Here is a 25,627-nt window from a genome sequence, read left to right as displayed (position 1 = left end):
TGGGGTGGATGATGGGGATCGAACCCACGACCACCGGAGCCACAATCCGGGGCTCTACCACTGAGCTACATCCACCACATCGACAGTTGCTCGCATCGACTGCCTGCTACCGCACCTTGATGGCGCGCCCAGCAGGACTCGAACCTGCAGCCTACGGCTTAGAAGGCCGTTGCTCTATCCGATTGAGCTATGGGCGCATTCTACGTTCCAGATCGCCTCGCCGCAACCCTGATTGCCAAAAAACCACAAGACATTCAGAAGGTTGTGGTCGGAGTGGAGGGATTCGAACCCCCGACATCCTGCTCCCAAAGCAGGCGCGCTACCAGGCTGCGCTACACTCCGCCGGCGATCGAGCGGGCTGGACGCCGCCGCAGAGGCCTCGTCAAGCGCTGCGTATTCTACGTGACTTTCCCGCCCGGTCAAGTGAAGCTTCGCCGCGCCCGGGCCTACCGCAGCCGACATGGCACCCATTGTGGGAGCGCAGATCCTGCGCGATGGCGCCGATAGGCGTCCAGGCACCAGCGCTATCGCCGATAAATCGGGCTCCCACAACAGGCTGTGACTATCTGTCATCGCCAAAGACCTCGGCTTTGTTTCGAGGGCCCGGCATGCGAAAATCACGCCTCCCCATTTCCGGCCACCCAGAGGATCCTCGATGACCGCGCAACTGATCGATGGCAAAGCCATAGCCGCCCGTGTTCGCCAGCAGGTCGCCCGCCAGGTGCAGGCGCGCCTTGAGGCCGGGGGGCGGGCGCCAGGCCTTGCCGTGGTCCTGGTCGGCGAGGATCCCGCCTCCGCGGTCTATGTGCGCAACAAGCACAACGCCTGTGTCGAGGCCGGCATCGAGTCGTTCCGTCACCAGCTGCCCGCGGACACGACCCAGCACGAGCTCGAGGAGCTGATCGACCGCCTCAACGCCGACCCGGCCGTGGATGGCATCCTGGTCCAGCTGCCGCTGCCCGAGCAGCTCGATGCCCGCCCCATCCTCGAGCGCATCCGCCCGGACAAGGACGTGGACGGCTTCCACCCCTACAATCTGGGGCGCCTGGCCCAGCGCCTGCCGCTGCTGCGCCCCTGCACGCCCAAGGGCGTGATGACGCTGCTCGAGGAGACCGGCCTGGCGATCCGCGGCCTGGACGCCACCGTGGTCGGCGCCTCCAATATCGTCGGCCGCCCCATGTCCCTGGAGCTGATGATCGCCGGCTGCACGACGACCGTCTGTCACCGCTTCACGCGCAACCTCGAGGAACACGTGCGGCGTGCCGATGTCCTGATCGTGGCGGTGGGCAAGCCCGGCCTGGTCAAGGGGGAATGGGTCAAGGAGGGCGCCATCGTCATCGACGTGGGCATCAACCGCCAGGCGGATGGTCGCCTGATCGGCGACGTCGATTTCGACGCCGCCGCCCAGCGTGCCGGCTGGATCACCCCCGTCCCCGGCGGCGTCGGCCCCATGACCGTCGCCAGCCTGCTGGAGAACACCCTCCAGGCCGCCGACCTCCACGACGCCAGCTAATTTTCCCTAAGGGTCAGCCCCCAAAGCTCCCTTAGGGGCCTGACCCCACAGCAGAATGAGGATTTCATGAGCGACAAGATGAACGTCGAGAGCTTCAACCTGGACCACACCAAGGTGAAGGCCCCTTACTTGCGCCTGGCCGACGTCAAGACCGGCGAGCATGGCGACACCATCCACAAGTACGACATGCGTATCTGCCAGCCCAACCAGGATCATATGGATATGCCCGGCCTGCACTCCCTGGAGCATCTGCTGGCGGAGATGTCGCGCAACCACTCCGACAAGGTGGTCGACATCAGTCCCATGGGCTGCCAGACCGGTTTCTACTGGGCGATGCTCAACCACGACGACTACGATGCCATGCTCGAGCTGCTCGAGAAGACCCTCGAGGATGTGCTCGAGGCCAGCGAAGTGCCGGCCTGCAACGAGATGCAGTGCGGCTGGGCCGCCAGCCACAGCCTGGAAGGCGCCAAGCAGATCGCGCGTGGCTTCCTGGCCAAGCGCGACGAGTGGTCCCAGGTGTTCGCCTGATGAAGCGCATCGGCATCATCGGCGCCATGAGCCAGGAGGTGGCACGGCTCGCCTCCCTGCTCGAGGGGCGCGAGACCCACACCCATGTCGGCAACACCTTCCATAGCGGCCTGCTGCATGGCGTCGAGGTGGTGATCCTGCAGTCGGGCATCGGCAAGGTGAATGCCGCCGTCGGCACCACCCTGCTGCTCGACATGTACAAGCCCGAGGCGATCATCAACACCGGCTCCGCCGGCGGCTTCGGCGAGGGACTGGAGATCGGCGATATCGTGGTCTCCAGCGAGGTGCGCCACCACGACGTCGACGCGGTGGTGTTCGGCTACGAGCACGGCCAGGTCCCCGACATGCCCGCGGCCTACCTGCCCGACGAGCGCCTGGTCCACCTGGCACGGGAGTGCGTCGAGGCGCTGGGCGAGGTCAAGGTCGTCGAGGGGCTGATCGCCACCGGCGATGTGTTCATGGCCTGCCCCAACCTGGTAGCCCAGACCCGCCAGCGTTTCCCCACCATGCTCGCCGCCGAGATGGAGGCCGCGGCCATCGCCCAGACCTGCCACCTCTACGACTGCCCCTTCGTGGTGATCCGCGCCCTCTCCGACATCGCCGGCGGTGGCGACAACCACCTCTCCTTCGAGCAGTTCCTGGAGAAGGCCGCCCTGCACTCCTCGAAGATGATCGAGGCGATGGTGGCACGCCTCGCCGATCGGCAGCGCGCGACCGCCGTGGCGGGCGCCTGAGACGATGGCGCGGCAGCGGGCGCCGGGGACGATAGCGCGGCAGCGGGCGCCGGGGACGATGGCAGCCACAACCTGGTGGCGAGGCACCCTGCTCTTGCTGAGCCTGGGCCTCGCCGGCTGCACCCACACCTACCTCGGCAGCGACGGTCGCGAGGTGGCAGACGGCGACATTCCCGCACAGCAGGGTGCCCCGGCCAGCATTCGGCGGCTGGCCGACCAGCGCTATACCCCCGACGACTGGCCGGAGCCCCTGAACGCCCGGGTGCGGCTGCCCCAGGGCGACGGTGACGAACTGCGCCCGGCCGCCCTGCTGGTGCATGGCGGCGGCTGGCGCAATCGCACGCCGGAGGACATGGAGGAGATCGCCGAGGCCCTTACCCGGCGCGGCTTCGTCACGCTCAATATCGAGCACCGCTTCGCCCCCGACTACCGCTTCCCGGCCCAGCTCCACGACCTCCAGCAGGCCATGGCGTGGCTGCATGCCAACGCCGAGGACTGGCGCGTGGACACCGATCGCATCGTCGGGGTCGGCTTCTCCTCGGGGGCGCATCTGGTCAGCCTGCTGGCCCTGGCCGGCAGCGACGGGCCCCTGGCCGAGCCCCACGGCGGCGAACATGCGCGCCTGGCGGCCGTGGTGGCGGGCGGCACGCCCAGCGACCTGTTCAAGTTTGCCGACGGCCGGCTGGTGGTGCAATTTCTGGGCGGCACCCGGGCCGAAGTGCCGGAGCAATACCGGCTCGCCTCCCCGGCCCGGCAGATCCCGGACACGCCGCCACCCTTCTTCCTGTTCCACGGCACCTGGGACCGCCTGGTCCCGGTGGATCACGCCACCGACTTCTATCAGGCGCTCCGCGACGAGGGCGGCGAGGCCGAGCTCTTCCTCCAGCACGGCCGGGGCCACTTCCTGAGCTTCCTCACCCGTGGCACGGCCATCGAGGCCGGCCTCGACTTCCTCGAGCGACAGGTGAACGCCCCTCACTACCCGTCGAAGAGCGACGAGGAGCGTTAACCGATCCGCCACTCCGTTGCCAGGCTTCGCCAGTGCTTGCGCAGCAGTGCCTTGTGAGACGCCGCCATGGGCAGCGATTCCAGCATATCGGGCCAGGTGTCTCTGGCACGACGCAGCGTATCCTGCAGTTCCGACTCCACGGCCGGCCAGCTGACGCCCACCCTGTCCGCCCAGTGCTGAAAATCGGTGAGCCGCAGCTGCTCCCAGTCTTTCTTGCCGTTAAGGTTCAGCGCCGCCTCCCGCTCCCCGGGTAGATAGGCACGGGTCGTGACAATATCGTAGGCGGGCGACAGCCGCGGCCGATGGCGATCGGGATAGACGAGGCTCCAATTCTTCAAGTGCGCATCGCCATTGACCAGCAGCAGGTTGACCAACAGGCGCCGCGCCATCTGCGCCGCGCACGCCATGCCATCGGCGGAGAACTCACGCACCAGGCGCCCGATCTGCTCATAGCTAGGGCCGGCGTACTTCTCGTGCGGATAGCGAAACAGCACCTGGGCGAAGTCTTCCGCATGCACCCGCTCGCTGCCGGCCCGATCGAATCGCTTGATCGCATAGGCCATCGGCTCATCGGGCAGGTTCAGTCGCGGCAGCCCTTCCAGTTCCTCGAGGGGGATCAGCCGGATCTCGGGGATAGTGACACCGACCGCCTCTGCCAGGCGCATGGCGGAGTATTCGTTCTCCACGAGCCACGGATGAACAGGGGATGGCGGCTTGATGATCCAGTCCCCGGGCAGCGCCTGCCCGGCGCCCAGGAAACGCCCGTCCTGCTCGCGCATGGAAAACTTCATCTGCACCCCCGCCAGGGAGAAGCCCCGCCCCACGGCGACCTGGCGAGGCTCCGGGCTGATGCTCCGGCGATGGGCAAGCACCCAGGCGGGCATCTCATCGGGCGCCACGGCGGCGACCTCCAGGGCCCCCGGGAGGTCATGGCCCAAGGCCGCCAGCAGAGGGAACTCGTTGTCCGGATGCACCTTGAGTTCGGCGGCAAGCCATTCCCGCAGCGCGCCCTCCGGCAGCAGGTTGGAGAGCCAGGGATGCAGCCGCTGGCGACGCATCCAGGGCGACTGCAGCAGTCGCTGGCTGTGCGGTGCCGTCGGCATCAGCGACAGCGACAAGGTGGCGCGGCTTTCGTCGAGCCGCCAGTCGTCATCGAACACCAGCACATTGCGGCCACCGCGATACCCGGCCAGCCAACCCAGGCGGCGGCCGTGCAGCCACAGCGACAGCATCTCGACACTTTCGTTGACCATGCTCAGTCCTCCTCGTCGAGCAGGCCCTGCCAGGGATCCTCATCGAGGGGGACCGTCTCCTCCTGCCCCTCCTCGAGAAGCGCCTTGACCCGATACCACTGCTCGACGGGGATCAGCATCAGGCGGGTATTGAGACCATCCGCAGCCAGTTGCAGGGTATCCAGCCGCGGATTGCCACCCCGCTCCAGGCGCTGGTACTGCTGGCGAGTCATGCCGACACGGTCTGCGATCTGGGACTGGGTAAAGCCGAGGTCATGACGGCGGCGCTTCAGCTCTTCGTGAATGCTCATAAAAATGCACCACATCTGTTGCTTTGAAGACAGAATAGCAACACATGTGATGCATAGCCACGCCTATCCTCGCTATCACCGAGTGAGACTGCAGACTGCCTATTGCCGGAGCCTGATTTATCTTGTGGGAGCCCGATTTATCGGCGATAAGCCATCGCGCAGAATCTGCGCTCCCACAGGGGAAGCCATCCCATGGTGGGAGCCAGGTGTTGTGGGAGCCCGATTTACAGTGGGAGCTCGATTTATCGGCGATATCTAAGGCTAAGCCGTTTGCTCACCGGCCAGCTTCCACGCCAGTGTCTCGCCGGCCATCAGCGGCACGATGCGGGCGCCTCCGGCGTAGGGCAGTGACGCGGGCAACTGCCAGGGCTCGCGCACCAGGGTGATGGTGTCGGCATTGCGCGGCAGGCCATAGAAGTCCGGGCCATGGTGGCTGGCGAAGCCCTCGAGGCGCTCGATGGCGCCCGCCTGCTCGAAGGCCGTGGCGTAGTACTCGATCGCCGCCGGTGCGGTATAGGCGCCGGCGCAGCCGCAGGCGCTCTCCTTGTCGCCCTGGGCGTGGGGCGCACTGTCGGTGCCCAGGAAGAACTTCGGGCTGCCCGAGGTAGCCGCCGCCAGCAGCGCCTGGCGATGCCGCTCGCGCTTGAGGATCGGCAGGCAGTAGTAGTGGGGGCGGATGCCGCCGACCAGCATATGGTTGCGGTTGAACAGCAGGTGATGGGCGGTGATGGTGGCGCCCACATTGGCCGGCGCCGCCGCCACGAACTCGGCCGCCTCGGCGGTGGTGATATGCTCGAACACCACCCTGAGGGCCGGGTGGCGCTCCAGCAGCGGCTTGAGCACCTTCTCGATAAACACCGCCTCGCGATCGAAGATATCGATCTCGGCATCGGTCACCTCGCCGTGCATCAGCAGCGGGATGCCCAGGCGCTCCATGGCGCCGATCGCCGCGTCGCACAGGGTGATGTCGGTGACCCCGGAGTCGGAGTTGGTGGTCGCGCCGGCGGGATAGAGCTTCACCGCCTGCACCAGGCCGCTTTGGTGGGCGCGCTCGATCTCCTCGGCGGGCGTGTTATCGGTGAGATAGAGCGTCATCAGCGGCTGAAAGCGTCTGCCCTCGGGCAGCGCCGCCAGGATCCGCTCGCGATAGGCCAGCGCCTGCTCGGTGGTGGTCACCGGCGGCTTCAGGTTGGGCATGATGATGGCGCGGCCCATCTGCCGGGCGGAGGCCTCGACCACGGCGGCCAACGCCTGGTCGTCGCGCAGGTGAAGGTGCCAGTCGTCGGGGCGAGTCAGGGTCAGGGTAGTCACGGCGGATCCTGTGTTGGCGGGTTCGATCGTCGAAGCGCCATTATACCCAATGGCGCCAGGCACGCAGAACCTGAGAGCGGCTAGCTAGTCTGCTAACCTATGGGCGTCGCCCCACCCACCGGAACCCCCATGGCCGATTCACTCGAACGCAGCCCGCTGCGTGCCGACCTGCTGCTGCTCGCCGTTACCCTGCTCGCCGCCGGGGGATGGATCTTCTCCAAGGAGGCCCTGGACGGCATGCCGCCGCTGCTGTTCATCGCCACGCGCTTCCTGCTGGCCGGGCTGCTGCTGGGACTGTTCGCCCTGCCCGCCCTGCGCCGCCTCTCCGCCCGCGACTTCGCCGCCGGCGCCGGCGTGGGCCTGCTGTTCAGCGGCGCCCTGAGCTTCTGGATCATGGGGCTCTACCACTCCCACCACCTCGGCGAGAGCGCCTTCATCAACAGCCTGGGCATCCTGCTGGTGCCGATCGTGGCGAGGCTGCTGTTCGGCGACCGCCCGCCACGCACCACCTGGATCGCCCTGCCCATCGCCCTGGCCGGCTTCGCCCTGCTCTCGCTCAATGCCGGCCTGCGCCTGGAGCCCAGCCAGTGGCTGATCGCCACCTCGGCGGTACTCTTCTCATTTCTGATCAACGTCAACACGCGGGTGGTGCGCAACCTCCCCGCCCTGCCGCTCACCGCCATCCAGCTGACCGTGGTGGGCATCCTGCTGGGCCTGGTCTCGGCACTGATCGAGCCCTGGCCTGAGCGTATCGGCGGCGTCACCCTGGGCTGGCTGGCGGCCAGCGTGCTGCTCGCCAGCACCCTGCGCTTCTTCCTGCAGGTCTACGCCCAGGGCCTGACCACGCCGAGCCACGCCGCCGTCATCCTGATGCTCGAGGCGGTATGGACGGCGCTGCTGGCCGCCGCCTGGTACGGCGAGACGATGAGCCTATTGCAGCTGGCCGGCTGTTCGCTGATCTTCGCCGCCCTGCTGATCAATCGCTGGTACTGGGTACGGAAGTTGGTGCTGCGCTTTGCCAAGTAGCAGGCTCATAAGCGCGGGGCGCTGGGGACAAGCCGCAGAAGAGGTCCTACGCCAAGGACGGCGTCGGTAGCGTACAGGGAGGTATTTACAGCGCCTCTTCGCAGGCTTGTCGCCAGATCAGCCCCTGGCGCTGCAACCGTTATCGCCCGGCACTCGCAGGAGCTCGCCAGCAGCCGACAAAATCCCGTATCATGCCGCCAGTTTTCACGAGGGCCAGCTTTCACAAGGGGGAGACGATGCCCAAGGTTCGCCACTATGCCGACCTGGCCGCCACCCTGGCCGGCCTGATGTGGCTGGTCGTCTACTGGTCGATCAGCCTGTCGGCCCAGCTGGGCAACCTGGAGCCGACCCTGGCCGCCCTGCTGCTGCTCGGCACCACCGTGCTGGTCACCTTCGTGCACCGCCCGACACGGGTCCTGCTGCGGCGCTATCACGTGAGAAAGCGGCGCACCGAGATGTGGATGCACATCCTGGCGCTGCCGCTGTTCATCGCCTTCCTGTTCGGGGTCACCTTCGAACTGATCTTCACGCCCTTGAGCGGTGTCCAGAAGCTGCTGCTCTTCAACGTGGTGGCCACCGCCGGCTGGCTGGTGTTTATCGTCACCATGCTGGTCAAGCTGGGCACCCACCAGGTCAAGCAGCGCCGCAAGGCATAGCACACCCCGCGGCACCAGTGTCTCGGAGGCGTTTCAGAAGCGCGTGGCGCTGAACGGTGCCATATCCACCTCGGGGGTCTCCCCGGCCATCATCTGGCTCAGCAGCAGCCCGGTCACCGGCCCCAGGGTGAAGCCCTGGTGGCCATGGCCGATGGCCAGCCACATCCCCTCCTGCCCGGGTGCCGGGCCGATGATCGGCTTCATGTCCGGCAGGCAGGGGCGCGCGCCCTTCCAGGGCTCGGGGTCGCGGCGCTCACCCAGCGGATAGATCTTCCTTGCCGCCTGCTCCGCCGCCTCGAGCTGCTTGAACTTCGGCGGCGCATCCAGGTCGGCCAGCTCCGCCCCGGTGGTCAGGCGAATGCCCGCGCGCATCGGCTCGAGCAGGAAGCCGGTCTCGGCATCCATGATCCAGTGGTTGAGGTGGGCCTTCTCGTCGGCACTGGCGTAGTGCATGTGATAGCCGCGCTTGACGAACAGCGGCACCGAGATGCCCAGGCGCGCGAGCAGCTTGTCGCTCCAGGGGCCCATGGCGACCACCAGCTGCTCGGCCTCCAGCGCCTCGCCATCGGTGGTGACATTCCAGCCCTTGCCGCCCTTCTCGACAGCCTTGACCTCGGCCTGCACGAAACGCCCACCCTGCTCGCGGAAGTTCTCGGCATAGGCCTGCACCAGGGCACCGGGATCCGCCACCGTCCACGGCTGGGTCCAGTGAATGGCGCCCACCAGCCCCGTCTTCAGGTGCGGCTCCTTGGCATACAGGCCCGCGGCATCGAGCACCTCGAACTCGACCCCGAAGCGCTCGCGGTTCTCGCGCGCCTCGCTGATGCGCGCATCGAAGGCCTTCTGGGTGTGATAGAGCTCCAGCCAGCCGTCGCGACGCACCAGGTGGTCGGCGCCGGCGGCCTCGACCATGGGCGCATGGGTCTCCAGGCAGCGCATGATCAGCGAGGCGTACTCCGGCACGATCCTGGCGTAGCGGGACTTCCCGGAGTTCATCCAGTACTGCAGCAGCGGGCTTGCCGCGCCGAACATGCCCGCGGGACGGTAGCGAATATCCACCTCGCGGTTGGGCAGCACGCGCATCAGGGTGCCGAGGTCGCGCGGAAAGCGATAGGGGCGCACCGCCTCGCGCTGGATGATGCCGGCATTGCCGAAGGAGGTCTCGCGGCCGGGCTCGCGGCGATCCACCAGCGTCACCGAATGGCCCTGGCGCACCAGATGCCAGGCCACCGATACGCCGACCATGCCGGCCCCCAACACCACGATTTCACGAGACATCACCAACCCCTCCTGGAAAAGGACGCAGGCCTCACCACGCGGCGAGGCCTGACTCAACGATAGACGCTACGCCGCCACCGGGTCGAATAGGGCTCGGCGGCGGCGACTTGTCGCATCATAACGCGCGATGGGTCACAAGATATTCTCTATTCATCAATCATGGCGTAGCGAACTCCTGTATTTACCGTATATCACAGGAAATTATTCCGGAAAAAAAGGATATATCAGATTCATCGTGGTCTGGCGTCAGACCAGGCTATCCAGCGTGCCCGCCACCGCATCGAACAGCCGCTCCAGTTCCGCCTCGGTGCTGGCGAAGGGCGGACCGAACTGCAGGGTGTCGCCGCCGTAGCGCACATAGAAGCCCGCCTCCCACAGCGCCAGATGGGCGTCGCGGGGGCGAATCGTCGGGTCACCATCCCGCGGCGCCAGCTGGATCGCCCCGGCCAGGCCATGGTTGCGGATATCCACCACCTGGGACCGCCCCTTCAGCGCGTGCAGCTTCGCCTCGAAGGCCGGCGCGATGGCGCGCACCTGGGCGGGAAAATCCTCGCGCTCGAACAGCTCGAGTGACGCCAGTGCCGCGGCGCAGGCCACCGGATGGGCGCTGTAGGTATAGCCGTGGGGGAACTCGATGGCGTGCTCGGGGCCGCCGGCGTGCATGAAGGTGTCATAGATCTCGGTTGAGGCGATCACCGCGCCCATGGGCACCGCGCCGTTGGTGAGCTGCTTGGCCACCGTCATCATGTCCGGCACCACGCCGAAGGCCTCGGCACCGGTGCGCGCCCCGCTGCGACCGAAGGCGGTGATCACCTCGTCGAAGATCAGCAGGATATCGTGGGCGGTGCAGATCTCGCGCAGCCGCTGCAAGTAGCCCTTCGGCGGCACGATCACCCCGGCGGAGCCGGACATCGGCTCGACGATCACCGCGGCGATATTAGAGGCATCGTGCAGGGCGATATGCTCGAGGAGCGCATCGGCAAGCTCCGCACCGCTCTCGGCCTGGCCCCGCGTGAAGGCGAGCCCCGGTTGCAGGGTGTGCGGCAGGTGGCTCACCTCCATCAGCTGGCCGTAATGCTTGCGGTTGCCGCCGATGCCGCCGAGGCTAGTGCCGCCCACGTTCACGCCGTGATAGCCCTTGGCGCGACCGATCAGGCGGGTCTTCTCGGGGCGCCCCCTGGCACGCCAATAGGCCTTGGCCATCTTCACGGCGGTATCCGCCGATTCGGAACCGGAGTCGGTGAAGAACACATGCGCAAGCCCCGTCGGCGCGAACTCGGCGACCTTCTCGGCCAGCTGGAACGCCAGGGGATGCGCCACCTGGAAGCCCGGCGCGTAGTCCAGCGTGCCGAGCTGGCGGGCCACGGCCTGCTGGATCTCCTCGCGATTGTGACCGGCGCCGCAGGTCCACAGCCCCGAGAGCGAATCGAACAGCCGGCGGCCCCGATCATCGATGAAGTAGCGCCCCTCGGCGCCGGTGATCATGCGCGGATGGGCATGGAAGTCACGGTTGGCGCTGAACGGCATCCAGAAGTGGCGATTGATGGCGGCGTGATCGGCATCGGACGCGGGGTCATGGGCCACGGCCTGGCGGGCGGAACGAGTTTCCAGCATAGCGAAGGCTCCTCGGGGCATCGTCTTGTTGTACCCCTAGCATGGCCCATTGCGACTGTTAAATAAAACATAACAGCGGGACTTCCCCGTCGCGCCCCATGGTGATGATGAGCCATCCCTTTGTCGCAAGCACGGTAGAATGGCCCACGCCGTCGTGAGGGATGGAGCATAATCGACATCCACGGCCATAAGATGTACTATGTACACACATCAACGCATGGGCCAAGGACACGCCGGACGTGAGTCACGCCATCGAGTTCATTGAAACGTCGACCTTCACCCGGCAGATCCAGGCCATTGCCACGGATGATGAATTCAAGGAGCTTCAACGCACCTTGATTGCCCAACCCGACAAGGGCGACCTGATTCAAGGAACAGGCGGTTTGCGCAAGATCCGCATGCCGCTTGGCCATCAAGGCAAAAGCGGCGGTGCTCGGGTGATTTACTTCCTGGCGACCACCGAGCGTATCTACTTGATCCTGGCCTACCCGAAGAGCGTGAAAGACAGTCTGACGCCCGCCGAGAAGGCCACATTGAAAACCCTGACACGACAGTTGAAGGGAGAGGTGTCCTAATGAGCATCTTTGACGAACTCCAGACATCGCTGCAGGAAGCCATCGACATCAAGCAGGGCCGGACCCAAGCCAGCCGCGTCACGCGCCATGAGGTCGCCGACGTGAAGGCCATCAGGGCCCAGTTGCATGTCTCTCAGGCCGAGTTTGCCAGCGCCATGGGCACTAGCGTCGACACCATCAGAAGCTGGGAAACCAAACGCCGTAACCCCACGGGCCTGGCGGCCAAGGTACTGGCGACGCTTCGCGACAACCCGGCACTCTTCAACGATCTGGCTTCCCACTGACTTGTCCAAAATGCGCGCCATGCTCCAGATTTCTAGTGCGGGACATGGCGCGCCTTTCAGTCACCATCGATAAATGATGATGTCCGGACAGAATGCCTTTCTCCACTCGACAGCACAGAGATGCTGAGGAGCCAGCTTAACCGCCTGCCGAGGCCTCACCCTGCTCCTGCACCTGCAGCTTGGTGCGGATGAAATCACCATGGCTGACGTGCAGCAGGTCGGCCAGCTGGCGGATGCGGTGCTCCTCCAGATGATGCTGCTCACCGTCGGCCAGGGCCAGGGACCACATCATGCGCACCAGCTCGCAGCGCCGCTCGTAGGCGTAGTGCTCCTTGATCAGGGAGACGAACTGATAGTGGTCCACGGCGCCGTCGACCTCCTCCTGGGCCAGGGTCATCAGCTCATCGAGGGCCTCATCACTGACCCGCAGATGGTCGCGCAGTAGTCCGCGCAGGGTCTCGAGCTCCTCCGGCGTCACCTCGTAGTCGGCTCGCATTACCTCGCAGAGCAGCGCCGCCGCGGCAAGCTCCAGGCTCGGCACCTCGCGACCGGAACCACCCTCCCCCTCGGCGAGCATCTCCTGGAAGAATCGCTGGATATTGGCTAGCACAGGCATCTCCTTCTGGTTGGCTATGCATGGGACCCGTCCCCCCGCCCTCGGGTTCGCCAGTCCCGATGGGGGCTGCCATCTCACTGTACTTGGTTAATTGAATTGAGGGGTCTGATTCCAAGGGGGAGTTAGCCACTGCAACGCCAGCGCGCCAGCAGGGAGAGCAGCGCCAGGCCGAGCAGCACCGCCGCAGACCAGCCCAGGCCGTCAACGACGGTGGCAAAGGAGGCCGGCGCCTCCACCGGGCGGTACTGGAGACCGAACACCACGATGCGCCCCAGGGCATAGAGCATCAGTGCCAGGCTGGCCAGGGGTAACAGGGAGTGACGCGCCGCCAGCCAGCGGGTGAGGCCCCAGGGCTCGCTGGGCGTCTTGGCCGGCTGCCGGGCTGTCGTCTTGCGCGGGGTCTCCGCCTTGCTGGCGGCCGGCTTGCTTGCCGCAGGCTTGCGGGCCCGCGGCTTGACCTTCGATTTTCCCGTCGCGGGGCCGCCGCCCAACCAGCCCAGGGCCGCACGGCCCAGGCGCCACAGCGCCCAGCCCAGGGTGAAGCTTACCGAGAGGGCGAGGCCGCCCATCACCAGCACATACGCCATTGGCGATCCTTGTCGAACATCAAAAGGCGTATTGTGCCATAGCGCTGGCCGACCTACTCCCGATGGTGCTTGTGGGCGCGGCTCATCAGGTAGAGGGCGGCGGCCAGGGCCAGCACCGAGAGCGCCAGGTAGATGGCATCCAGCGGCGTCTGGAAACGGATATCCACCACCGCCCGAAAGAACTCGATGATCACCGCCAGGATCACCACCCGGGCGATCTTGTCCTTGAGCTCGTCGAACGAGGCAACATTGAAGGGGTGCGAGGCCGGATGCGACCCCGCCGGCTCGATCGGCGACACGAACAGCCGATACACCCCCAGGCCGAAGATCAGCAGCACGATGGCCACCAGATAGATGTCAACGGCCATCACCACGCTGGGCACCACCGTCTCGTGAATATCGGGCTGCCCACCCACCAGGTAATAGGCACCGGCATCCACCGCCAGCTTGAGGATATCCAGGGTGCCGATGATGAACAGCACCAGCGAGCCCAGCAGGCTCGGCACCACCGCCAGCATCACCAGCAGTCGGCTGTTCCACAGGAAGCGCTCGAAGGCGCGTTCGTAGCGACCGCTCTTGTCGTGCGGCCGGCTCTCTGCCTGGCGCTCCGGTGGCAAGTTCGAAGGTGACGTCATGGCGACTCCTGGCGATAAGGTTTCAGCGCCCACGATACCACCGGCTACCCCCTTGGAGAGATAGCCCGGCGGCGCCGTCCCGGTAGAATAAGCGAAAACCATTCTCGTCCATGGAGGGCGACATGACCGCCACCCTGCTGCTCCTGCACCTGCTCGGCGCCACCATCTGGACCGGCGGCCACCTGGTGCTCGCCTTCACCATCCTGCCCCGGGTATTGAAGGGCCGGGACGTAGCCTCGCTGCATTGGTTCGAGCAGGGCTACGAGAAACTCGGCATGCCGGCGCTGCTTGTGCAGATCATCACCGGGCTGTGGCTGGCCTGGCAGAAGGTGCCGTCGCTTTCGCTGTGGTTCGACCCGGCCGCCGGCCCCATCGCCCAGCTGATCCGCGTAAAGTTGGTGCTGTTGCTGCTCACCGCCCTGGTCGCCGCCCATGCGCGCTTCCGGGTCATCCCCCGGCTCTCTGCCGCCACCCTGCCGCTGATGGGCTGGCATATCGCCGCGGTCACCCTGCTCTCGGTGGCCTTCGTGGCCACCGGGCTATCGTTCCGGGTCAGCTGGGGGATGTGAAACCTCAGCAATAGCTTCATCAAGTCGCTGAGCATTTCGTGGGCTCGCCATGAGATATAGAGTTTCCTCAAGGGACTTAAATCCTTGATACGAAAAGAGAACGGCAGGCTCACCCGCGTCTCGGGTGATCATTAGTGGCTCTTCAAGATCATCGAGAATGGCTTCAAGATGATCGTGAAGCTCACTGATGCTAATTTCTTTCATTTTTGGGCTCCTTGAGCTGGCGTTGGTAGCCATCACGGCACCACCACGATGGGCACGGGAATGCGGGCCAGCAGGTCGGCATCCTGTTCCAACAACGCAATAAGGCGCTTCCGCCTGATGGCCAGGGCGCCGCGGCGGGCGCGGGCCAGGTAGCGCTCCAGCGTCGGCGCCTCCATGGGGGCCAGCTCCTCGCGGCCCAGGAACAGCGGATGGCGGCGCACCGCCTCCTCGGGCGTCTCGCCCCAGGGCAGTACCGGCGCCTCGCCGCGGAAGTAACGCAGCGGCCCCGGTTCCGGCGGGTGGCGCTCGTCCCAGATGACCACGGTGCAGGGCGCCTCCAGGATCAGCCGTCGGCTGGTGGAGCCCAGCCGGCTGCCCCAGCGCGCCGACAGGCCCGCCTTGCCCAGTACCAGCACATCGCCGGGCGACGCCTCGGCCAGGGCCTCGCTTGCCACCTGGCCCCGGCTGACCTGCAACCGGTGGCGAAGCGACCCGCCTGCCGCGGCCTGCTGCAGCGCACGCTCCACGCGGCGAGCCTGACGCGTCAGGCTCGACTCCAGCCCCTCCAGGCTGAGCGGGCGTGCCACGCCGCTGCTCGCCCCCACCTCCCGGGAGAACGGGAAGGCGGCACAGTGCAGCAGGTCCAGGTCCTCGACAAACAGCGCCACCAGCTCGGCACGCGCCTGCTCGGCCAGGGCCGCCGCGGCCTGCAGCGCCGCCAGCCCCTGGCGGGAGTCATCCAGCAGCGCCAGTACGCGTAGCGCCTCGGCACCTACCGCCTGCTCCAGCGGGGCTTGCGTTTCATGGGGCATCGCCTCTCGAGGTATCACTTCACGAGGCATCGCCGCCCTCCTCGCCGCCGTCGGCGGCATCCTCCTCGTCATCACTGGAGGCGGCCTTGACCACGGCCTGGAAGGCCGCCAGGCGCGCCTGGACGCGACCGTTCAGGCTCTCCGCCGGGAAGTTGCCCTCCGCGTCGGCCTCGCCCAGTGTCTCGCCGGTGAGCAGGGCGAGTGCCTCATCCACGTGGCGCACCGCGTAGATTCGAAACGTGCCCGCCGCCATCGCCTCGCGCACCTCGCGCTTGAGCATCAGGTGCTCGACGTTGGTGGCCGGCAGGATCACCGCCTGGCCGTTCAGTTCGCCCCGCGCGCGGCAGACATCGAAGAACCCCTCGATCTTCTCGTTGACGCCGCCCACCGCCTGCACCTCACCGTGCTGGTTGATGGAGCCGGTGACCGCGAAGGCCTGGTCGAGCCCCACCCGGGTGATGGCCGAGACCAGCGCACACACCTCGGACACCGAGGCGCTGTCGCCCTCGATGCCACCGTAGGACTGCTCGAAGGCGAGGCTCGCCGACAGCGACAACGGTGCCTCCCGGGCATAGCGCCCGGCCAGGTAGCGCGACAGGATCATCACCGCCTTGGAGTGGATGCGCCCGCCCAGGCGCGCCTCGCGCTCGATATCCACCACCTGGCCGTGGCCGGGCCGCGCCGTGGCGGTGATACGGGTCGGCTGGCCGAAGGCGAAGTCGCCCAGAGCCAGCACCGAGAGGCCGTTGACCTGCCCCACCACGAGCCCCTGGGTGGCGATCATCAGGGTGCCGCGGGTGATCTGCTCGTGGCTGCGCTCGCGGATGCGCCCGGCCCGCCACAGCTGCTGGGCCACCGCCTTCTCCACGTGCTCGCGCTGGATCACGCTGGAACCGGCCACGCTGGCCCAGTGATCGGCCTCCATCAGCAGGTCATGCAGGTCGCGGTGGCGCGCGGTCAGGCGCTGCTGGTCGTCGGCCAGCCGGCTGGCGCGCTCGATGGTGGCCGCCACGCCGCTGCGATCCAGCGGCGCCAGGGCCGCCTCACGGGCCAGGGTGGCGATCATCCGCGCATAGAGGGCCAGGCTCTCCTCGTTGCGCTCGAGCTCGTCCTCCAGGTCCACCTGCACCTTGAACAGCTCCAGGAACTCCGGGTCGTGCTCGCAGAGCAGGTAGTAGAGCAGCCGCTCGCCGAGCAGCACGATCTTGACGTCCAGCGGGATCGGCTGGGGCTCCAGGCTCACGGTGCTGATCAGCCCATAGGCCTGCTCCAGGGATTCGGTACGGATCTCGCCGGCATGCAGCACCCGCTTGAGGGTCTCCCAGGCGCCGGGCTGGGTCAGCAACCCGCGGATATCCAGCACCAGATAGCCACCGTTGGCGCGATGCAGGGCCCCGGCGCGGATCAGCGAGAAATCGGTAAGCAGGGTGCCGTTGTGCACATGATGCTCGATGCGCCCCACCAGGTGCTGGTGGCCCGGCAGGTCCTGGTAGATCACCGGGGCGCCCTGGGTATCGGCGTTGTCGACCAGCAGGTTGAGATAGAAGCGGCTGAAGATCGCCTCCGGCGGTATCTCCGGGTCATCGGCGGTAAACGCCTCGGCGTGCTGCAGGATCGCCTCGCGGATCGCCGTCAGATGGGCGATCACCCCCTTCTCGTCCTGGTAGCGCTCCTCCAGTTCGGCCAGGGGAGCCCCGATGGCGCCCTCCAGCACCTCCTCGTTGAGCTGCTGGACCTGCTCGCGCAGCTCCTTGGCCAGCCTGGGCATGCGGCGGATGGTCTGGGTCAGCTTGCGCTGCAGGATCTCCACCGTGTGCTCGATGCGCTCGCGCTCCTCCTTGGGCAGCGTCTCGTACTCCTCGGGCGACAGCATCTTGTCGCCATCGCCATCGCCACCGGCGGGAGCGAAGGTGAAGCCGTTGTGGGTGGAGAGCAGCAGCACGCCCTGCTCGCGAGCCTCGCGGCGTATCGCCTCGATGGCATCGCGCTGACGCTCGCTCATGGCCTGCTTCATCTCCTGCAGGCGATTCTGGTACTCGTCGCTCTCGAATACCGCGGGGATCGCCCCACGCAGCTCGTCGGTCAGCTCCTCGATATCGCGCCGCAGCTGGCGCCCCAACCCCGGGGGCAGCGCCAGGTAGAGCGGCACCGAGGGGTCCTCGAAGTTGTAGAGATAGCACCAGTCCGGCGGCGCGGGGTCGTTGCTCGAACGCTCGGTCAGGTAGCGCCCCACCAGGCTGTGCTTGCCATGCCCCGGCTGGCCCAGCACGAAGAGGTTGAAGCCGTCGCTGCGGATCGCCGTGCCGAAGGCCAGCGCCTCGCGCGCCCGCTCGTGGCCGGCCAGCAGATCCAGCGACTCCAGTTCGCTCGAGACCTCGAAGGCGAACGCCTCCTCCGAACACGCCTGAAACACCTGCGTCACGCCAAGCGGCTCGACCATTGTCCTCTCCTGTTGCAACATCTATGGCAGATATGACAACCATGGAGCAGGAGCGGGCTTGCCGCCAGCATAATGCCTGCTGCACCCGCGATCCCATCGAATGATTACCGATCGGTAATTTCATCCGTTAATCTAAGCTAAGCCGCTAGAATAGTTACCGCTCGGTAATTATTTCGTTGCGAGGCACCGGAATCCTGGCTAAAATTACCGAACGGTAATCACATGCGGGTTTCCATGCCGACCACCGACTCCCTCACTCCCCAGGCCGCCACCATCCGCGACAGCGAAGAGCTCGGCAGGCTGGTGCGCCAGATGCGCACCGAGCAGGGGCTGTTGCAGATCGACCTGGCAGGGCTGGCCGGCACCGGCAATCGCTTCATCGTCGACCTGGAGCGGGGCAAGCCGACCCTGCAATTGCAGAAGGTATTGGACGTGCTGGACTTAATGGGGCTCGAGGTGGTCGTACGGCGCAAGGGCGGCAGCCACCATGGCGGGTGACGATACCCTGGAGGTTTACCACGGCCACAAGCATGTCGGTCGGCTGCATGACGCTCAACCGCTGCGCTTCGAGTATGCCCCGGCGTGGCTGGAACACCCTGAAGCGGTGAGTCTTTCACCTTCCCTGCCCCTCTCGCAGCAGGTGCACGTAGGCGATGCGGTGCTGGCCTATTTCGAGAACCTGCTGCCAGAAGGCGACTTGCGTCATCACCTAGAGCTTCGCCACCACACCACTACCGTTTTCGGGCTGCTGAAAGCCATCGGCGGAGACACGGCCAGCGGCTTCACTCTGCTGCCTCCAGGGGTGACACCCGCTCCACCGCACTATCGGCCCATCAGTTGGGAAGCACTGGCGGAACACCTGCGGCACAGGGAACGTGGCCCTCTGCTCTCACAACAGGGCGAAGAGGCTCGTATCTCGCTGGCGGGTGCCCAGGACAAGTTGCTGGTGATGTTGCAGGCAGACGGAAGCCCCGCCATACCGGAAGGATCGGCACCGTCCAGCCACGTTCTCAAGCCGGACATTCGAGGCTTGGGAGGCATATGGGCCACCGCCATCAACGAGACCTTCTGCATGCAGCTGGCCGCCGAACTCGGGCTCGAAGTCGCTGAGGCTAGCTACCAGCCCGATACCCGCGCCTGCCTCGTACGACGATACGACCGGATGCCCGACGAACAGGGCAGGCTGCAGCGTCTGCACCAGCTCGACTTCTGCCAGCTTGCCGGCACTCCCTCGCTGATCAAATACGAAAGTGACGGAGGCCCCGGCCTGGTGCGCTGCCGTGAACTCCTGCAGCAGGTGGGAACACCGGCCAAGGACTTGCAACGCCTGATCGCCTGGTTCTTCTTCAACCTGCTGATCGGCAACAACGATAGCCACGCCAAGAACCTCTCCATCCTCTACACGGAGGAAGGTCCGCGGTTGGCACCGTTCTACGACTTGTTGAGCACGACGCTCTATAGCGGCCTCTCTCGACGCTTCGCGTTTCGCATCGCCGGTGAGGATCGCCCCGGCAGCATCGAACGCTCGCACCTCGAAACACTAGCGCGCTCGATGCAGTTCCAGCCACGCTACTTCCTGCGCCAAGGGCTTGGACTCGCCGAACGCATCCCGGCGGCCATCGACAGCACCCTCGCCGCTCTGGGCCCCCAGGCCCATCAGGGCGCGGAGCGGACGCTGTTGGAGAGGTTGCAAAAAAGGCTGTTGAGCAACTGCAGGAAGCTGCCGGAACGGTGGTCGAAAAGCCGATAACGCCCTCCCCCCCTTCACTGTTTTCTCAGGCACTCTATCGAGTGCCAGCCTGATCGCTCGGGTGGCCAGTTCCTGCTGCTGACATGCGATTGCCCTGGGGTCCCCAGCGGTAGTTGTCAAGGAGTCTGTCGCCTCTGAGGTCTTTTAGGCCACCTGTTTTTCCGGTTCTACGACGGTGTGGGTACCCTGCGGATTCTGGATGGCTACCCTACCATTTCGGCACAATGCCAGTAGCCAAGGATCGTTCGACTTGCTGGAGCACACGCCCGCCGAATGGCATCATGCCACCACAGCAGCATCGACCTTCCCGACACGCGAGCTTCAAGGAGAGCAGCGACATGGCCCTGATCATCGGCCTGACCGGCGGCATCGCCTCGGGCAAGTCCACCGTGGCACGCGCCTTCGAGGCACTCGGTGCGCCCTGGGTGGACGCCGACGACGTCGCCCGCGAGGTGGTCGAGCCCGGCGAGCCGGCCCTGGCCGAGATCGCCGAACGCTTCGGCGCCGAGGTGCTCAACAGCAACGGCAGCCTCGACCGCCGGGCGCTGCGCGAGATCGTGTTCAAGGATGAGAGCGAGCGGCGTTGGCTGGAGTCGGTCACCCACCCACGCATCCGCGAGCGGCTGATCGCCCATCTCGAGCGCCTCGCCGCAGGCGGCGCGCCCTATGTGCTGCTGGTCTCGCCGCTGCTGTTCGAATCCGGACAGTATCAGATGGTCGACCGCGCCCTGGTCATCGACGTCCCCGAGGCGCTGCAGATCAAGCGCACCGCCGCCCGCGACGACGTGGACGACGCCCAGGCCCGCGCCATCATCGCCGCCCAGATGCCCCGCGCCGAACGCCTGGCCCGCGCCGACGACGTGCTGGATAATGGCGGCAGCGAAGCCGAGATGCGCCGCCAGGTCGCAGAACTGGATTGGCAGTACCGCCAGCTGGCCACACGGAAGAACGAAAGCGACCCGGTTTGACTGGCTATTGTCTCATCAAGCTGGAAGCCAACCTGTAGGAAGGCGCGGTTCGGCGTTCCGACTTTGCCGCGCGACTGGAGGCCGAAGGCCTCCCGGCGATGCCTTCGCAATTGGCAACACTGCTTGGGCGCCTGACAGCGCCAGTCGCGATGCGGAGCATCCCTCCCTCACGCTCCACACCAACCTAATCAACCCCCGGAGCCCCATGACCGATTCAAATCGCCCCCTGGAAGTTGCCTGCCCCCAGTGCCGTAAGAATGTCCAATGGCGCGAGGACAACCCCTACCGCCCCTTCTGCAGCAAGCGCTGCCGGCTGATCGATCTCGGCGCCTGGGCCGATGGCAGCCACCGCATCGCCGGTGAGCCGGCCATGGACGAGACCGAGATCGACGAGATGATCATGCGTGCCGAGCGCGCCTTCCAGGACGAGCAATAACCATGACGGCGCCCCACCTCCAGCCGCCGGAGTACCGCCTGCTCGCCGAGCTGGAGGCGGTGTTCGATGCCCTGATCGAGCGCACCGCCGAGGTCGCCGCGGCTTATGCCCACACCCCCGGCGCCTGCTGGATCTTCGGCGAGCCCGAGCCGGTCGAGCACGAGCGTGCCGAGGAGTGGCTGCGCGGGGCGCTGCAGGATGTCTGGTATCAGGATGGCCAGGACGGCCGCGCCACGCGTGCGCATATCGGTCTGGTGGCGGCGAGTGAGAGCGTGATGGAAGCCGTTGCGGCGGCCAACACGGCCAAGGCCGAGTTCGCCGCCCTGACCGCGCGGATTCGCGACCAGGCCCCGGCCTTGATTCCCGAGGCCAAGGCGGTGCTGCCCTTTCGTCACCCCGCCCTGCACGACCACCTGCGCGGCGAGGGGCTGGCCCGGGTCCACCTCAAGCAGTGCTGGCGGGCCATCCCCGCAAGCGAGGCGCCCCTGGCCCGGGTGCGCCTGGCCTGGTATTCGAGCGGGCGCTCGATCAAGAAGCTCACGGTGGCCGAGGCCGAGCAGAAGCTGCTGGCCCTGGATCACGAGGCGCCGCATATCCGCATCCAGCTGCGCAAGCTCGCCGGCCTGCCGAGTGCCGAGCCCCTCGCCCAGGTGCAGCGCCAGGCCCCGCTGATGCGTGCCAACCTCTTCTACCGCGAACCGCTGGAGGATGGCCGCACCCGCCGCGCCATGAACGTCGCCCTGCCGCTGTTCGTCCCCTCGGCCGACGGCCGCCTCCCCGACCACAACCTCCCGCCGCTGCAGCCACCCGAGGCACGCACCCGCGCCCGCCGCCGCGACGAGAAGCTCGAGGACGAGCCCTTCCTGCCCAGCCTAAGGGTCTACCGCTATCGGTCTTAATCGGGGACAGACCCCGATTACCCAAAAGACCTGTTAAAAGACTTCTAACAGGTCTAGAAAGAGTGGCGTAAGCAAGCAAGGAGGGTTCCTCATGCCCCACCATATCCTGGCAACAACCACCGCCAGCATCTCCGAGCTCAAGAAGAACCCCATGGCCACCGTGGCAGCCGGAGAAGGCTTCCCCGTCGTCGTGCTGAACCGCAACGAACCAGCCTTCTACTGCATTCCGGCTGCCGTCTACGAAGAGCTGCTCGAGAAACTGGAGGACGCCGAGCTCAACCGCATCGCCGACCAGCGTCGCGACCAGCCGGAGATCCCGGCGACACTGGATGAGCTCTGAGCTTCGCTTTCGCGCCGAGGCGCTGAAGGAGTGGCACAAGCTCGATGGCAGCGTCCGTGAGCAGTTTAAGAAGAAGCCCCGGGCTATCATCGAGTCTCCCATCATCCCCGGCTCTCGCCTGTCTGGTAGCCAGAACCGCTACAAGATCAAGCTGCGCAGCGCGGGTTTCCGGCTCGTCTACGAGGTTCGTGACAAGGAACTGGTGATACTGGTTATCGCGGTGGGCAAGCGGGATCGCAACAGCGTCTATCTCAAGGCTGACAGGCGGCAGTAGCACCAACCACCAAGACGTCAGCCCTCCGGCCGCGCCTCTTCCGGCAGCTCGTCCCTCTCTGCCTTGTCCCCGAACCGCATCCCCACCACCCGCCTGTCGACCCAGCTCAGCAGCCACAGCTGCGAGAACAGCGCCAGGAAACACCAGAACAGCGCCTTGATCATCACCATACCCTCAAGAGAGGCTCAAGGGAGGCCCGCGGCCTCCTCAGCAGTGATCATAGCCCCGTCTCTCGGGCCAAGCTAGATAGCCGGCTAATAGTATTTATGAATCTGGGCGCCCTGTTCGATAGCTCAGGGTCAATAGCCAAGAGTCGATAGCCCGAAACGCCCCGGGGCCGGCCCCGATCCTGCAACGACTCGTTCAGCCCATCTTCGTCGAAGCCGGGTCTACCGGCTCACCCGGGCTGTTATCGCCCCGCACGGCCAGGCTGTCGCGGATCTGGCGCAGCAGCAGGATATCCTCGGGTGGCGCCGCCGGCTCGGTGGGCGCCGCGGCCTCCTGGCGGCGCAGGCGGTTGATGCCCTTGACCAGCAGGAACACTGCAAAGGCCACGATCAGGAAGCTGATCACGTTATTGACGAACAGCCCGATATTCAGGGTCACCGCCCCATCCGCCGCGGCCTCGACCGGGGTGGCGTAGGGCCCCTCGCCCTTCAGCACCAGGAAGATATTGGAGAAATCGACCCCGCCCATCAGCAGGCCGATCGGCGGCATCAGCACGTCATTCACCAGGCTGGTGACGATGGTGCCGAAGGCGCCACCGATGATGATACCCACCGCCATGTCGACGACGTTGCCGCGCACGGCAAACTCCTTGAACTCCTTGAACATCTCCCGCCCTCCCTGTGGCAACGGCTTCCCCGACGCCCCTGCGCCGGTGCCGGCCATTCCGGTCGAAGCAAGTATAGTTCGAATGTTAACGGCCGCGCCGCCCTTCGGGATCAAAGCCTCTCCGCCACCCGCTCCAGGATCTGGCGGCTCACCCGGTTCACCAGCGGCGTGGCGGCCTTGTTCACCGCCTTCTCCAGCAACTTGTTGCGCAGCTTGTAGGTCAGGGTCAGGTTGACCTCGGTGCCGCCCTCCACCGGGCGCAGTCGATAGCGCCCCTGGTTCTCCACCCCATCCAGCGAGGCCCAGGCCAGCGACTCCGGCGCGCGCCGCTCGGTGATCTCCACGTCGAAGTGCCAGTCGCGCCCCACCGCATGCACGTGCCAGCGGTAGCGGTCGTCGCCCAGCGCCTCGATGCTGTGGATCAGATCGGAGTAGTCGGCGAAGTCCTCGACCCGCTCCAGCAGGGCGAAGACCCTCCCCGGCGGCGCCTTGAGAATGGTGGAGTGTTCGATGGTGGCCATGCATGCTCCCTGCAACGATGATCGAGCTTAGCGGCAGAGTATCGCAGCTAGCCTCGATATTGGGAAAACCAGGGTTGGGAAAATCCAGTACTATCGCAGAGAGAGACAAGGCTAGTGTGGGAGCCCGATTTATCGGCGATCAGCCATCGCGCAGAATCTGCGCTCCCACAAAGGGCGACACGGTAACTGCAATTGCCTTGTTGGTATTTCAGCCACCGGCAAGATCCACCCCCAGCGTCACCGCCAACTCGTGCCCCTTCTCGGCCGCCCAGGCCAGCAGCACCTCGCGCAGCGCCTGCTGGGCGTCTCGCTCGCCGTGCACCAGGCGGATATGCCGCGGCGGGCGGCGCATGCGGCGCACGAAATTGAGCAGGTCGTGCTGATCGGCGTGGGCCGAGTAGCCCGAGACCGTCTCCACCCGGGCGCGGATATCGATGCGCTCGCCGTCGAGTGCCACCCAGCCGCCGCGGGGTCCGTAGCGCTGGATATCGCGCCCCGGCGTGCCGGTGCCCTGGTAGCCGGTGAACAGCACGGCGTGGCGCGGGTCGCCCAGCATGCGCTTCAGGTAGTTGACCACCCGCCCGCCACTCACCATGCCGCTGGCCGCGATCACCACCGCCGGGCGATGGCTATCGGCCAGATAGGCCACCGTCCGCTCGTGCTCCTCATGCGAGCTAACGGTATAAAGATTCTCGAAGCTGAGCGGATGGCGCCCCGCCCGCAGCCGCGCATGGGCCTCGGCGTCCCACCAGGGTTTCAGCTCGCGATATACCGCGGTGAAGCGCGCCGCCAGGGGCGAGTCGACGATGATCTCCAGCTCCCGCCAGCGCGCGCTGGCGGATGCCCTGGCGAATGATGTGGAGGATTGATGGATCAGCATCTCCAGCTCGTAGAGCAGCTCCTGGGTGCGGCCGATGCTGAACGCCGGGATCACCAGCGTGCCGCCATTCTCCAGCGCCCGATCGATGGCCGCCTTGAGCCGCCCGCGGCGGTGGCGGCGATCCTCGTGGCGGCGATCGCCATAGGTGCTCTCCAGCACCAGGCTGTCGCAGCCCCAGGGCGGCTCTGGCGCCGAGAGCAGCGGCGCATAGGGCGCGCCCAGGTCGCCGGAGAACAGCGTGCGCTGGGTATCGCCGCGCTGCCGGTCGAGCACATCGACCTCCACATAGCAGGAACCCAGGATATGCCCGGCGCGCTTGAGCTTGACCCGCACCCGATGGCGCGCATCGTCCACCAGGGTGTGCCACTCCCGGTAAGGCAACGCCACCAAGCGCCCCGCCACCTCGGCCAGGAAGCGCTCGATCAGCGCCCGGTCTCGGGTAAAACCGATCTTCAGCGCATCCTCGATCACCAGCGGCAGCAGCCTTGCCGAGGGCACCGAGCAAATGATCGGCCCCTGATACCCCGCCGCCAGCAGATAGGGCAGCCGGCCGATATGGTCGATATGCACATGGGTCACCACCAGCGCCAGCACGTCATCGACCGGGAAGCTCACCTTGAGCTGCTCGAAGCTATCGACGTGGTCGGCATCCTGGCCCTGGAAGAGCCCGCAGTCCACCAGCAACGCACGGTCGTCACTGATCTGCAGGCGATGGCAGCTGCCGGTCACCCCGCTGGCGCCGCCATGGTGTTCAAGATAGGGGTAGTGGGGCATTGCGCTGGCCTCCA

Annotated in this window: 31 protein-coding genes and 3 tRNA genes; 16 read left to right on the top strand and 18 right to left on the bottom strand. The window is 66.2% G+C overall.

Translation table 11 applies throughout. From position 1 onward, the window contains the following. From RAN53_RS10465 to RAN53_RS10455, 3 genes are all read right to left on the bottom strand, one after another. Positions 1-75: transfer RNA gene (locus RAN53_RS10465), tRNA-His, on the bottom strand. Between the two features lie 45 nt (positions 76-120). Further along, positions 121-197: transfer RNA gene (locus RAN53_RS10460), tRNA-Arg, on the bottom strand. 68 nt (positions 198-265) lie between these two features. Then, positions 266-342 (bottom strand) — tRNA-Pro (locus RAN53_RS10455). A gap of 313 nt (positions 343-655) precedes the next feature. On the opposite strand from RAN53_RS10455, the gene folD reads away from it, so the two are divergent. The 4 genes from folD (at position 656) to RAN53_RS10435 (ending at position 3,787) form a co-directional block, all read left to right on the top strand. Continuing rightward, the gene (gene folD / locus RAN53_RS10450; RefSeq protein ID WP_305796754.1) at positions 656-1,513 is read left to right on the top strand and encodes a bifunctional methylenetetrahydrofolate dehydrogenase/methenyltetrahydrofolate cyclohydrolase FolD; all 858 of its coding nucleotides are present in this window, start codon (positions 656-658) and stop codon (positions 1,511-1,513) included. Positions 1,514-1,579: 66 nt separating this feature from the next. Then, positions 1,580-2,044, top strand: coding sequence for an S-ribosylhomocysteine lyase (locus tag RAN53_RS10445; protein WP_305796753.1), 465 nt, complete (start codon positions 1,580-1,582; stop codon positions 2,042-2,044). Further along, positions 2,044-2,778 carry a 5'-methylthioadenosine/S-adenosylhomocysteine nucleosidase gene (gene mtnN, locus RAN53_RS10440; protein ID WP_305796752.1) on the top strand — a complete coding sequence of 245 codons (735 nt, stop codon included), beginning with the start codon at positions 2,044-2,046 and terminating at the stop codon, positions 2,776-2,778. The genes RAN53_RS10445 and mtnN overlap by 1 nt, the downstream gene beginning before the upstream one ends. A gap of 58 nt (positions 2,779-2,836) precedes the next feature. Continuing rightward, entirely contained in the window at positions 2,837-3,787 is a 951-nt protein-coding gene (locus RAN53_RS10435) for an alpha/beta hydrolase (protein WP_305796751.1), read from the top strand. On the opposite strand, the gene RAN53_RS10430 is transcribed toward RAN53_RS10435, so the two are convergent. From RAN53_RS10430 to pyrC, 3 genes are all read right to left on the bottom strand, one after another. After that, entirely contained in the window at positions 3,784-5,040 is a 1,257-nt protein-coding gene (locus RAN53_RS10430; RefSeq protein WP_305796750.1) for a type II toxin-antitoxin system HipA family toxin, read from the bottom strand. The genes RAN53_RS10435 and RAN53_RS10430 overlap by 4 nt on opposite strands. Positions 5,041-5,042: 2 nt before the next feature. Then, the gene (locus tag RAN53_RS10425; protein WP_305796749.1) at positions 5,043-5,330 is read right to left on the bottom strand and encodes a helix-turn-helix domain-containing protein; all 288 of its coding nucleotides are present in this window, start codon (positions 5,328-5,330) and stop codon (positions 5,043-5,045) included. Positions 5,331-5,591: 261 nt separating this feature from the next. Further along, entirely contained in the window at positions 5,592-6,641 is a 1,050-nt protein-coding gene (gene pyrC / locus RAN53_RS10420) for a dihydroorotase (protein ID WP_305796748.1), read from the bottom strand. Between the two features lie 129 nt (positions 6,642-6,770). Between pyrC and RAN53_RS10415 the strand changes: the two genes are divergently transcribed. Together RAN53_RS10415 and RAN53_RS10410 are read left to right on the top strand one after the other, a co-directional pair. Continuing rightward, positions 6,771-7,667 (top strand): DMT family transporter, encoded by an 897-nt coding sequence (locus RAN53_RS10415; RefSeq protein WP_305796747.1) that lies wholly within the window; start codon positions 6,771-6,773, stop codon positions 7,665-7,667. A gap of 236 nt (positions 7,668-7,903) precedes the next feature. After that, positions 7,904-8,323 (top strand): hypothetical protein, encoded by a 420-nt coding sequence (locus tag RAN53_RS10410; protein ID WP_161432028.1) that lies wholly within the window; start codon positions 7,904-7,906, stop codon positions 8,321-8,323. 33 nt (positions 8,324-8,356) lie between these two features. Here the strand turns inward: RAN53_RS10410 and RAN53_RS10405 are convergent, their stop codons facing one another. Beyond that, complete coding sequence (locus RAN53_RS10405; protein ID WP_305796746.1) at positions 8,357-9,601, bottom strand: NAD(P)/FAD-dependent oxidoreductase; 1,245 nt, start codon at positions 9,599-9,601, stop codon at positions 8,357-8,359. A gap of 246 nt (positions 9,602-9,847) precedes the next feature. Further along, positions 9,848-11,215 (bottom strand): aspartate aminotransferase family protein, encoded by a 1,368-nt coding sequence (locus tag RAN53_RS10400; protein ID WP_305796745.1) that lies wholly within the window; start codon positions 11,213-11,215, stop codon positions 9,848-9,850. A gap of 239 nt (positions 11,216-11,454) precedes the next feature. On the opposite strand from RAN53_RS10400, the gene RAN53_RS10395 reads away from it, so the two are divergent. Together RAN53_RS10395 and nadS are read left to right on the top strand one after the other, a co-directional pair. After that, on the top strand, positions 11,455-11,790 hold the full coding sequence (locus RAN53_RS10395) for a type II toxin-antitoxin system RelE/ParE family toxin (RefSeq protein WP_305796744.1): 336 nt from the start codon (positions 11,455-11,457) through the stop codon (positions 11,788-11,790). Continuing rightward, complete coding sequence (nadS, locus tag RAN53_RS10390) at positions 11,790-12,074, top strand: NadS family protein (protein WP_305796743.1); 285 nt, start codon at positions 11,790-11,792, stop codon at positions 12,072-12,074. The genes RAN53_RS10395 and nadS overlap by 1 nt, the downstream gene beginning before the upstream one ends. 136 nt (positions 12,075-12,210) lie before the next feature. Here the strand turns inward: nadS and RAN53_RS10385 are convergent, their stop codons facing one another. The 3 genes from RAN53_RS10385 to RAN53_RS10375 all read right to left on the bottom strand — a co-directional run bounded on the left by RAN53_RS10385 (position 12,211) and on the right by RAN53_RS10375 (position 13,912). Next, positions 12,211-12,690 (bottom strand): TerB family tellurite resistance protein, encoded by a 480-nt coding sequence (locus RAN53_RS10385; protein WP_414842978.1) that lies wholly within the window; start codon positions 12,688-12,690, stop codon positions 12,211-12,213. Between the two features lie 122 nt (positions 12,691-12,812). Further along, complete coding sequence (locus RAN53_RS10380) at positions 12,813-13,277, bottom strand: hypothetical protein (RefSeq protein WP_305796741.1); 465 nt, start codon at positions 13,275-13,277, stop codon at positions 12,813-12,815. Positions 13,278-13,330: 53 nt separating this feature from the next. Continuing rightward, positions 13,331-13,912 carry a YqhA family protein gene (locus RAN53_RS10375; protein ID WP_305796740.1) on the bottom strand — a complete coding sequence of 194 codons (582 nt, stop codon included), beginning with the start codon at positions 13,910-13,912 and terminating at the stop codon, positions 13,331-13,333. Positions 13,913-14,034: 122 nt separating this feature from the next. Here RAN53_RS10375 and RAN53_RS10370 point away from each other — a divergent pair, with 122 nt between their 5' ends. Further along, the gene (locus tag RAN53_RS10370; protein WP_305796739.1) at positions 14,035-14,481 is read left to right on the top strand and encodes a CopD family protein; all 447 of its coding nucleotides are present in this window, start codon (positions 14,035-14,037) and stop codon (positions 14,479-14,481) included. On the opposite strand, the gene RAN53_RS10365 is transcribed toward RAN53_RS10370, so the two are convergent. From RAN53_RS10365 to RAN53_RS10355, 3 genes are read right to left on the bottom strand one after another with little or no spacing between them, the layout of a single operon-like run. Continuing rightward, complete coding sequence (locus tag RAN53_RS10365) at positions 14,452-14,685, bottom strand: type II toxin-antitoxin system Phd/YefM family antitoxin (protein ID WP_305796738.1); 234 nt, start codon at positions 14,683-14,685, stop codon at positions 14,452-14,454. The two genes, RAN53_RS10370 and RAN53_RS10365, sit on opposite strands and share 30 nt — an antisense overlap. 32 nt (positions 14,686-14,717) lie before the next feature. Continuing rightward, on the bottom strand, positions 14,718-15,527 hold the full coding sequence (locus RAN53_RS10360; RefSeq protein ID WP_305796737.1) for a universal stress protein: 810 nt from the start codon (positions 15,525-15,527) through the stop codon (positions 14,718-14,720). Further along, entirely contained in the window at positions 15,517-17,937 is a 2,421-nt protein-coding gene (locus tag RAN53_RS10355) for a Lon protease family protein (protein ID WP_305796736.1), read from the bottom strand. The genes RAN53_RS10360 and RAN53_RS10355 overlap by 11 nt, the downstream gene beginning before the upstream one ends. A 234-nt stretch (positions 17,938-18,171) precedes the next feature. On the opposite strand from RAN53_RS10355, the gene RAN53_RS10350 reads away from it, so the two are divergent. The 7 genes from RAN53_RS10350 to RAN53_RS10320 all read left to right on the top strand — a co-directional run bounded on the left by RAN53_RS10350 (position 18,172) and on the right by RAN53_RS10320 (position 22,604). After that, a complete protein-coding gene (locus RAN53_RS10350; RefSeq protein WP_305796735.1) occupies positions 18,172-18,435 on the top strand; it encodes a helix-turn-helix transcriptional regulator in 264 nt (87 codons plus the stop codon). Further along, positions 18,425-19,687, top strand: coding sequence for a type II toxin-antitoxin system HipA family toxin (locus RAN53_RS10345; protein WP_305796734.1), 1,263 nt, complete (start codon positions 18,425-18,427; stop codon positions 19,685-19,687). The genes RAN53_RS10350 and RAN53_RS10345 overlap by 11 nt, the downstream gene beginning before the upstream one ends. 344 nt (positions 19,688-20,031) lie before the next feature. Further along, entirely contained in the window at positions 20,032-20,655 is a 624-nt protein-coding gene (coaE, locus tag RAN53_RS10340; protein WP_305796762.1) for a dephospho-CoA kinase, read from the top strand. Between the two features lie 205 nt (positions 20,656-20,860). Beyond that, on the top strand, positions 20,861-21,091 hold the full coding sequence (yacG, locus tag RAN53_RS10335; protein WP_305796733.1) for a DNA gyrase inhibitor YacG: 231 nt from the start codon (positions 20,861-20,863) through the stop codon (positions 21,089-21,091). Between the two features lie 2 nt (positions 21,092-21,093). Continuing rightward, positions 21,094-21,990, top strand: a complete 897-nt coding sequence (locus RAN53_RS10330; RefSeq protein WP_305796732.1) for a DNA replication terminus site-binding protein — start codon at positions 21,094-21,096, stop codon at positions 21,988-21,990. A 91-nt stretch (positions 21,991-22,081) separates the two neighbouring features. Next, positions 22,082-22,330, top strand: a complete 249-nt coding sequence (locus RAN53_RS10325) for a type II toxin-antitoxin system Phd/YefM family antitoxin (protein ID WP_305796731.1) — start codon at positions 22,082-22,084, stop codon at positions 22,328-22,330. After that, positions 22,320-22,604, top strand: a complete 285-nt coding sequence (locus tag RAN53_RS10320; protein ID WP_305796730.1) for a type II toxin-antitoxin system RelE family toxin — start codon at positions 22,320-22,322, stop codon at positions 22,602-22,604. The genes RAN53_RS10325 and RAN53_RS10320 overlap by 11 nt, the downstream gene beginning before the upstream one ends. A gap of 17 nt (positions 22,605-22,621) precedes the next feature. Here the strand turns inward: RAN53_RS10320 and RAN53_RS10315 are convergent, their stop codons facing one another. The 4 genes from RAN53_RS10315 to RAN53_RS10300 all read right to left on the bottom strand — a co-directional run bounded on the left by RAN53_RS10315 (position 22,622) and on the right by RAN53_RS10300 (position 25,613). Further along, entirely contained in the window at positions 22,622-22,768 is a 147-nt protein-coding gene (locus RAN53_RS10315; RefSeq protein ID WP_305796729.1) for a hypothetical protein, read from the bottom strand. 199 nt (positions 22,769-22,967) lie between these two features. Continuing rightward, positions 22,968-23,438 (bottom strand): large conductance mechanosensitive channel protein MscL, encoded by a 471-nt coding sequence (mscL, locus tag RAN53_RS10310; RefSeq protein WP_305796728.1) that lies wholly within the window; start codon positions 23,436-23,438, stop codon positions 22,968-22,970. Positions 23,439-23,548: 110 nt separating this feature from the next. Next, positions 23,549-23,959: an SRPBCC family protein gene (locus tag RAN53_RS10305; protein ID WP_305796727.1), complete on the bottom strand. Its 411-nt coding sequence runs from the start codon at positions 23,957-23,959 to the stop codon at positions 23,549-23,551. Between the two features lie 208 nt (positions 23,960-24,167). Then, positions 24,168-25,613 carry an MBL fold metallo-hydrolase RNA specificity domain-containing protein gene (locus tag RAN53_RS10300; RefSeq protein ID WP_305796726.1) on the bottom strand — a complete coding sequence of 482 codons (1,446 nt, stop codon included), beginning with the start codon at positions 25,611-25,613 and terminating at the stop codon, positions 24,168-24,170. Positions 25,614-25,627 lie beyond the last annotated feature (14 nt).

Source organism: Halomonas sp. SSL-5 (assembly GCF_030708455.1).
Taxonomy (GTDB): Bacteria; Pseudomonadota; Gammaproteobacteria; order Pseudomonadales; family Halomonadaceae; genus Halomonas.
This window is presented reverse-complemented; position numbering and strand designations above follow the sequence as displayed.

Coding starts and splice junctions, on each gene's coding strand:
- mscL (WP_305796728.1), bottom strand. CDS start 23,438: ATGTTCAAGGAGTTCAAGGAGTTTGCCGTGCGCGGCAACGTCGTCGAC.
- RAN53_RS10365 (WP_305796738.1), bottom strand. CDS start 14,685: ATGAAAGAAATTAGCATCAGTGAGCTTCACGATCATCTTGAAGCCATT.
- RAN53_RS10315 (WP_305796729.1), bottom strand. CDS start 22,768: ATGATCAAGGCGCTGTTCTGGTGTTTCCTGGCGCTGTTCTCGCAGCTG.
- RAN53_RS10370 (WP_305796739.1), top strand. CDS start 14,035: ATGACCGCCACCCTGCTGCTCCTGCACCTGCTCGGCGCCACCATCTGG.
- RAN53_RS10355 (WP_305796736.1), bottom strand. CDS start 17,937: ATGGTCGAGCCGCTTGGCGTGACGCAGGTGTTTCAGGCGTGTTCGGAG.
- RAN53_RS10345 (WP_305796734.1), top strand. CDS start 18,425: ATGGCGGGTGACGATACCCTGGAGGTTTACCACGGCCACAAGCATGTC.
- RAN53_RS10325 (WP_305796731.1), top strand. CDS start 22,082: ATGCCCCACCATATCCTGGCAACAACCACCGCCAGCATCTCCGAGCTC.
- RAN53_RS10330 (WP_305796732.1), top strand. CDS start 21,094: ATGACGGCGCCCCACCTCCAGCCGCCGGAGTACCGCCTGCTCGCCGAG.
- nadS (WP_305796743.1), top strand. CDS start 11,790: ATGAGCATCTTTGACGAACTCCAGACATCGCTGCAGGAAGCCATCGAC.
- RAN53_RS10400 (WP_305796745.1), bottom strand. CDS start 11,215: ATGCTGGAAACTCGTTCCGCCCGCCAGGCCGTGGCCCATGACCCCGCG.
- RAN53_RS10410 (WP_161432028.1), top strand. CDS start 7,904: ATGCCCAAGGTTCGCCACTATGCCGACCTGGCCGCCACCCTGGCCGGC.
- RAN53_RS10385 (WP_414842978.1), bottom strand. CDS start 12,690: ATGCCTGTGCTAGCCAATATCCAGCGATTCTTCCAGGAGATGCTCGCC.
- RAN53_RS10380 (WP_305796741.1), bottom strand. CDS start 13,277: ATGGCGTATGTGCTGGTGATGGGCGGCCTCGCCCTCTCGGTAAGCTTC.
- RAN53_RS10415 (WP_305796747.1), top strand. CDS start 6,771: ATGGCCGATTCACTCGAACGCAGCCCGCTGCGTGCCGACCTGCTGCTG.
- RAN53_RS10375 (WP_305796740.1), bottom strand. CDS start 13,912: ATGACGTCACCTTCGAACTTGCCACCGGAGCGCCAGGCAGAGAGCCGG.
- RAN53_RS10405 (WP_305796746.1), bottom strand. CDS start 9,601: ATGTCTCGTGAAATCGTGGTGTTGGGGGCCGGCATGGTCGGCGTATCG.
- RAN53_RS10300 (WP_305796726.1), bottom strand. CDS start 25,613: ATGCCCCACTACCCCTATCTTGAACACCATGGCGGCGCCAGCGGGGTG.
- RAN53_RS10305 (WP_305796727.1), bottom strand. CDS start 23,959: ATGGCCACCATCGAACACTCCACCATTCTCAAGGCGCCGCCGGGGAGG.
- RAN53_RS10430 (WP_305796750.1), bottom strand. CDS start 5,040: ATGGTCAACGAAAGTGTCGAGATGCTGTCGCTGTGGCTGCACGGCCGC.
- mtnN (WP_305796752.1), top strand. CDS start 2,044: ATGAAGCGCATCGGCATCATCGGCGCCATGAGCCAGGAGGTGGCACGG.
- RAN53_RS10360 (WP_305796737.1), bottom strand. CDS start 15,527: ATGCCTCGTGAAGTGATACCTCGAGAGGCGATGCCCCATGAAACGCAA.
- folD (WP_305796754.1), top strand. CDS start 656: ATGACCGCGCAACTGATCGATGGCAAAGCCATAGCCGCCCGTGTTCGC.
- RAN53_RS10425 (WP_305796749.1), bottom strand. CDS start 5,330: ATGAGCATTCACGAAGAGCTGAAGCGCCGCCGTCATGACCTCGGCTTT.
- RAN53_RS10320 (WP_305796730.1), top strand. CDS start 22,320: ATGAGCTCTGAGCTTCGCTTTCGCGCCGAGGCGCTGAAGGAGTGGCAC.
- RAN53_RS10435 (WP_305796751.1), top strand. CDS start 2,837: ATGGCAGCCACAACCTGGTGGCGAGGCACCCTGCTCTTGCTGAGCCTG.
- RAN53_RS10445 (WP_305796753.1), top strand. CDS start 1,580: ATGAGCGACAAGATGAACGTCGAGAGCTTCAACCTGGACCACACCAAG.
- RAN53_RS10350 (WP_305796735.1), top strand. CDS start 18,172: ATGCCGACCACCGACTCCCTCACTCCCCAGGCCGCCACCATCCGCGAC.
- yacG (WP_305796733.1), top strand. CDS start 20,861: ATGACCGATTCAAATCGCCCCCTGGAAGTTGCCTGCCCCCAGTGCCGT.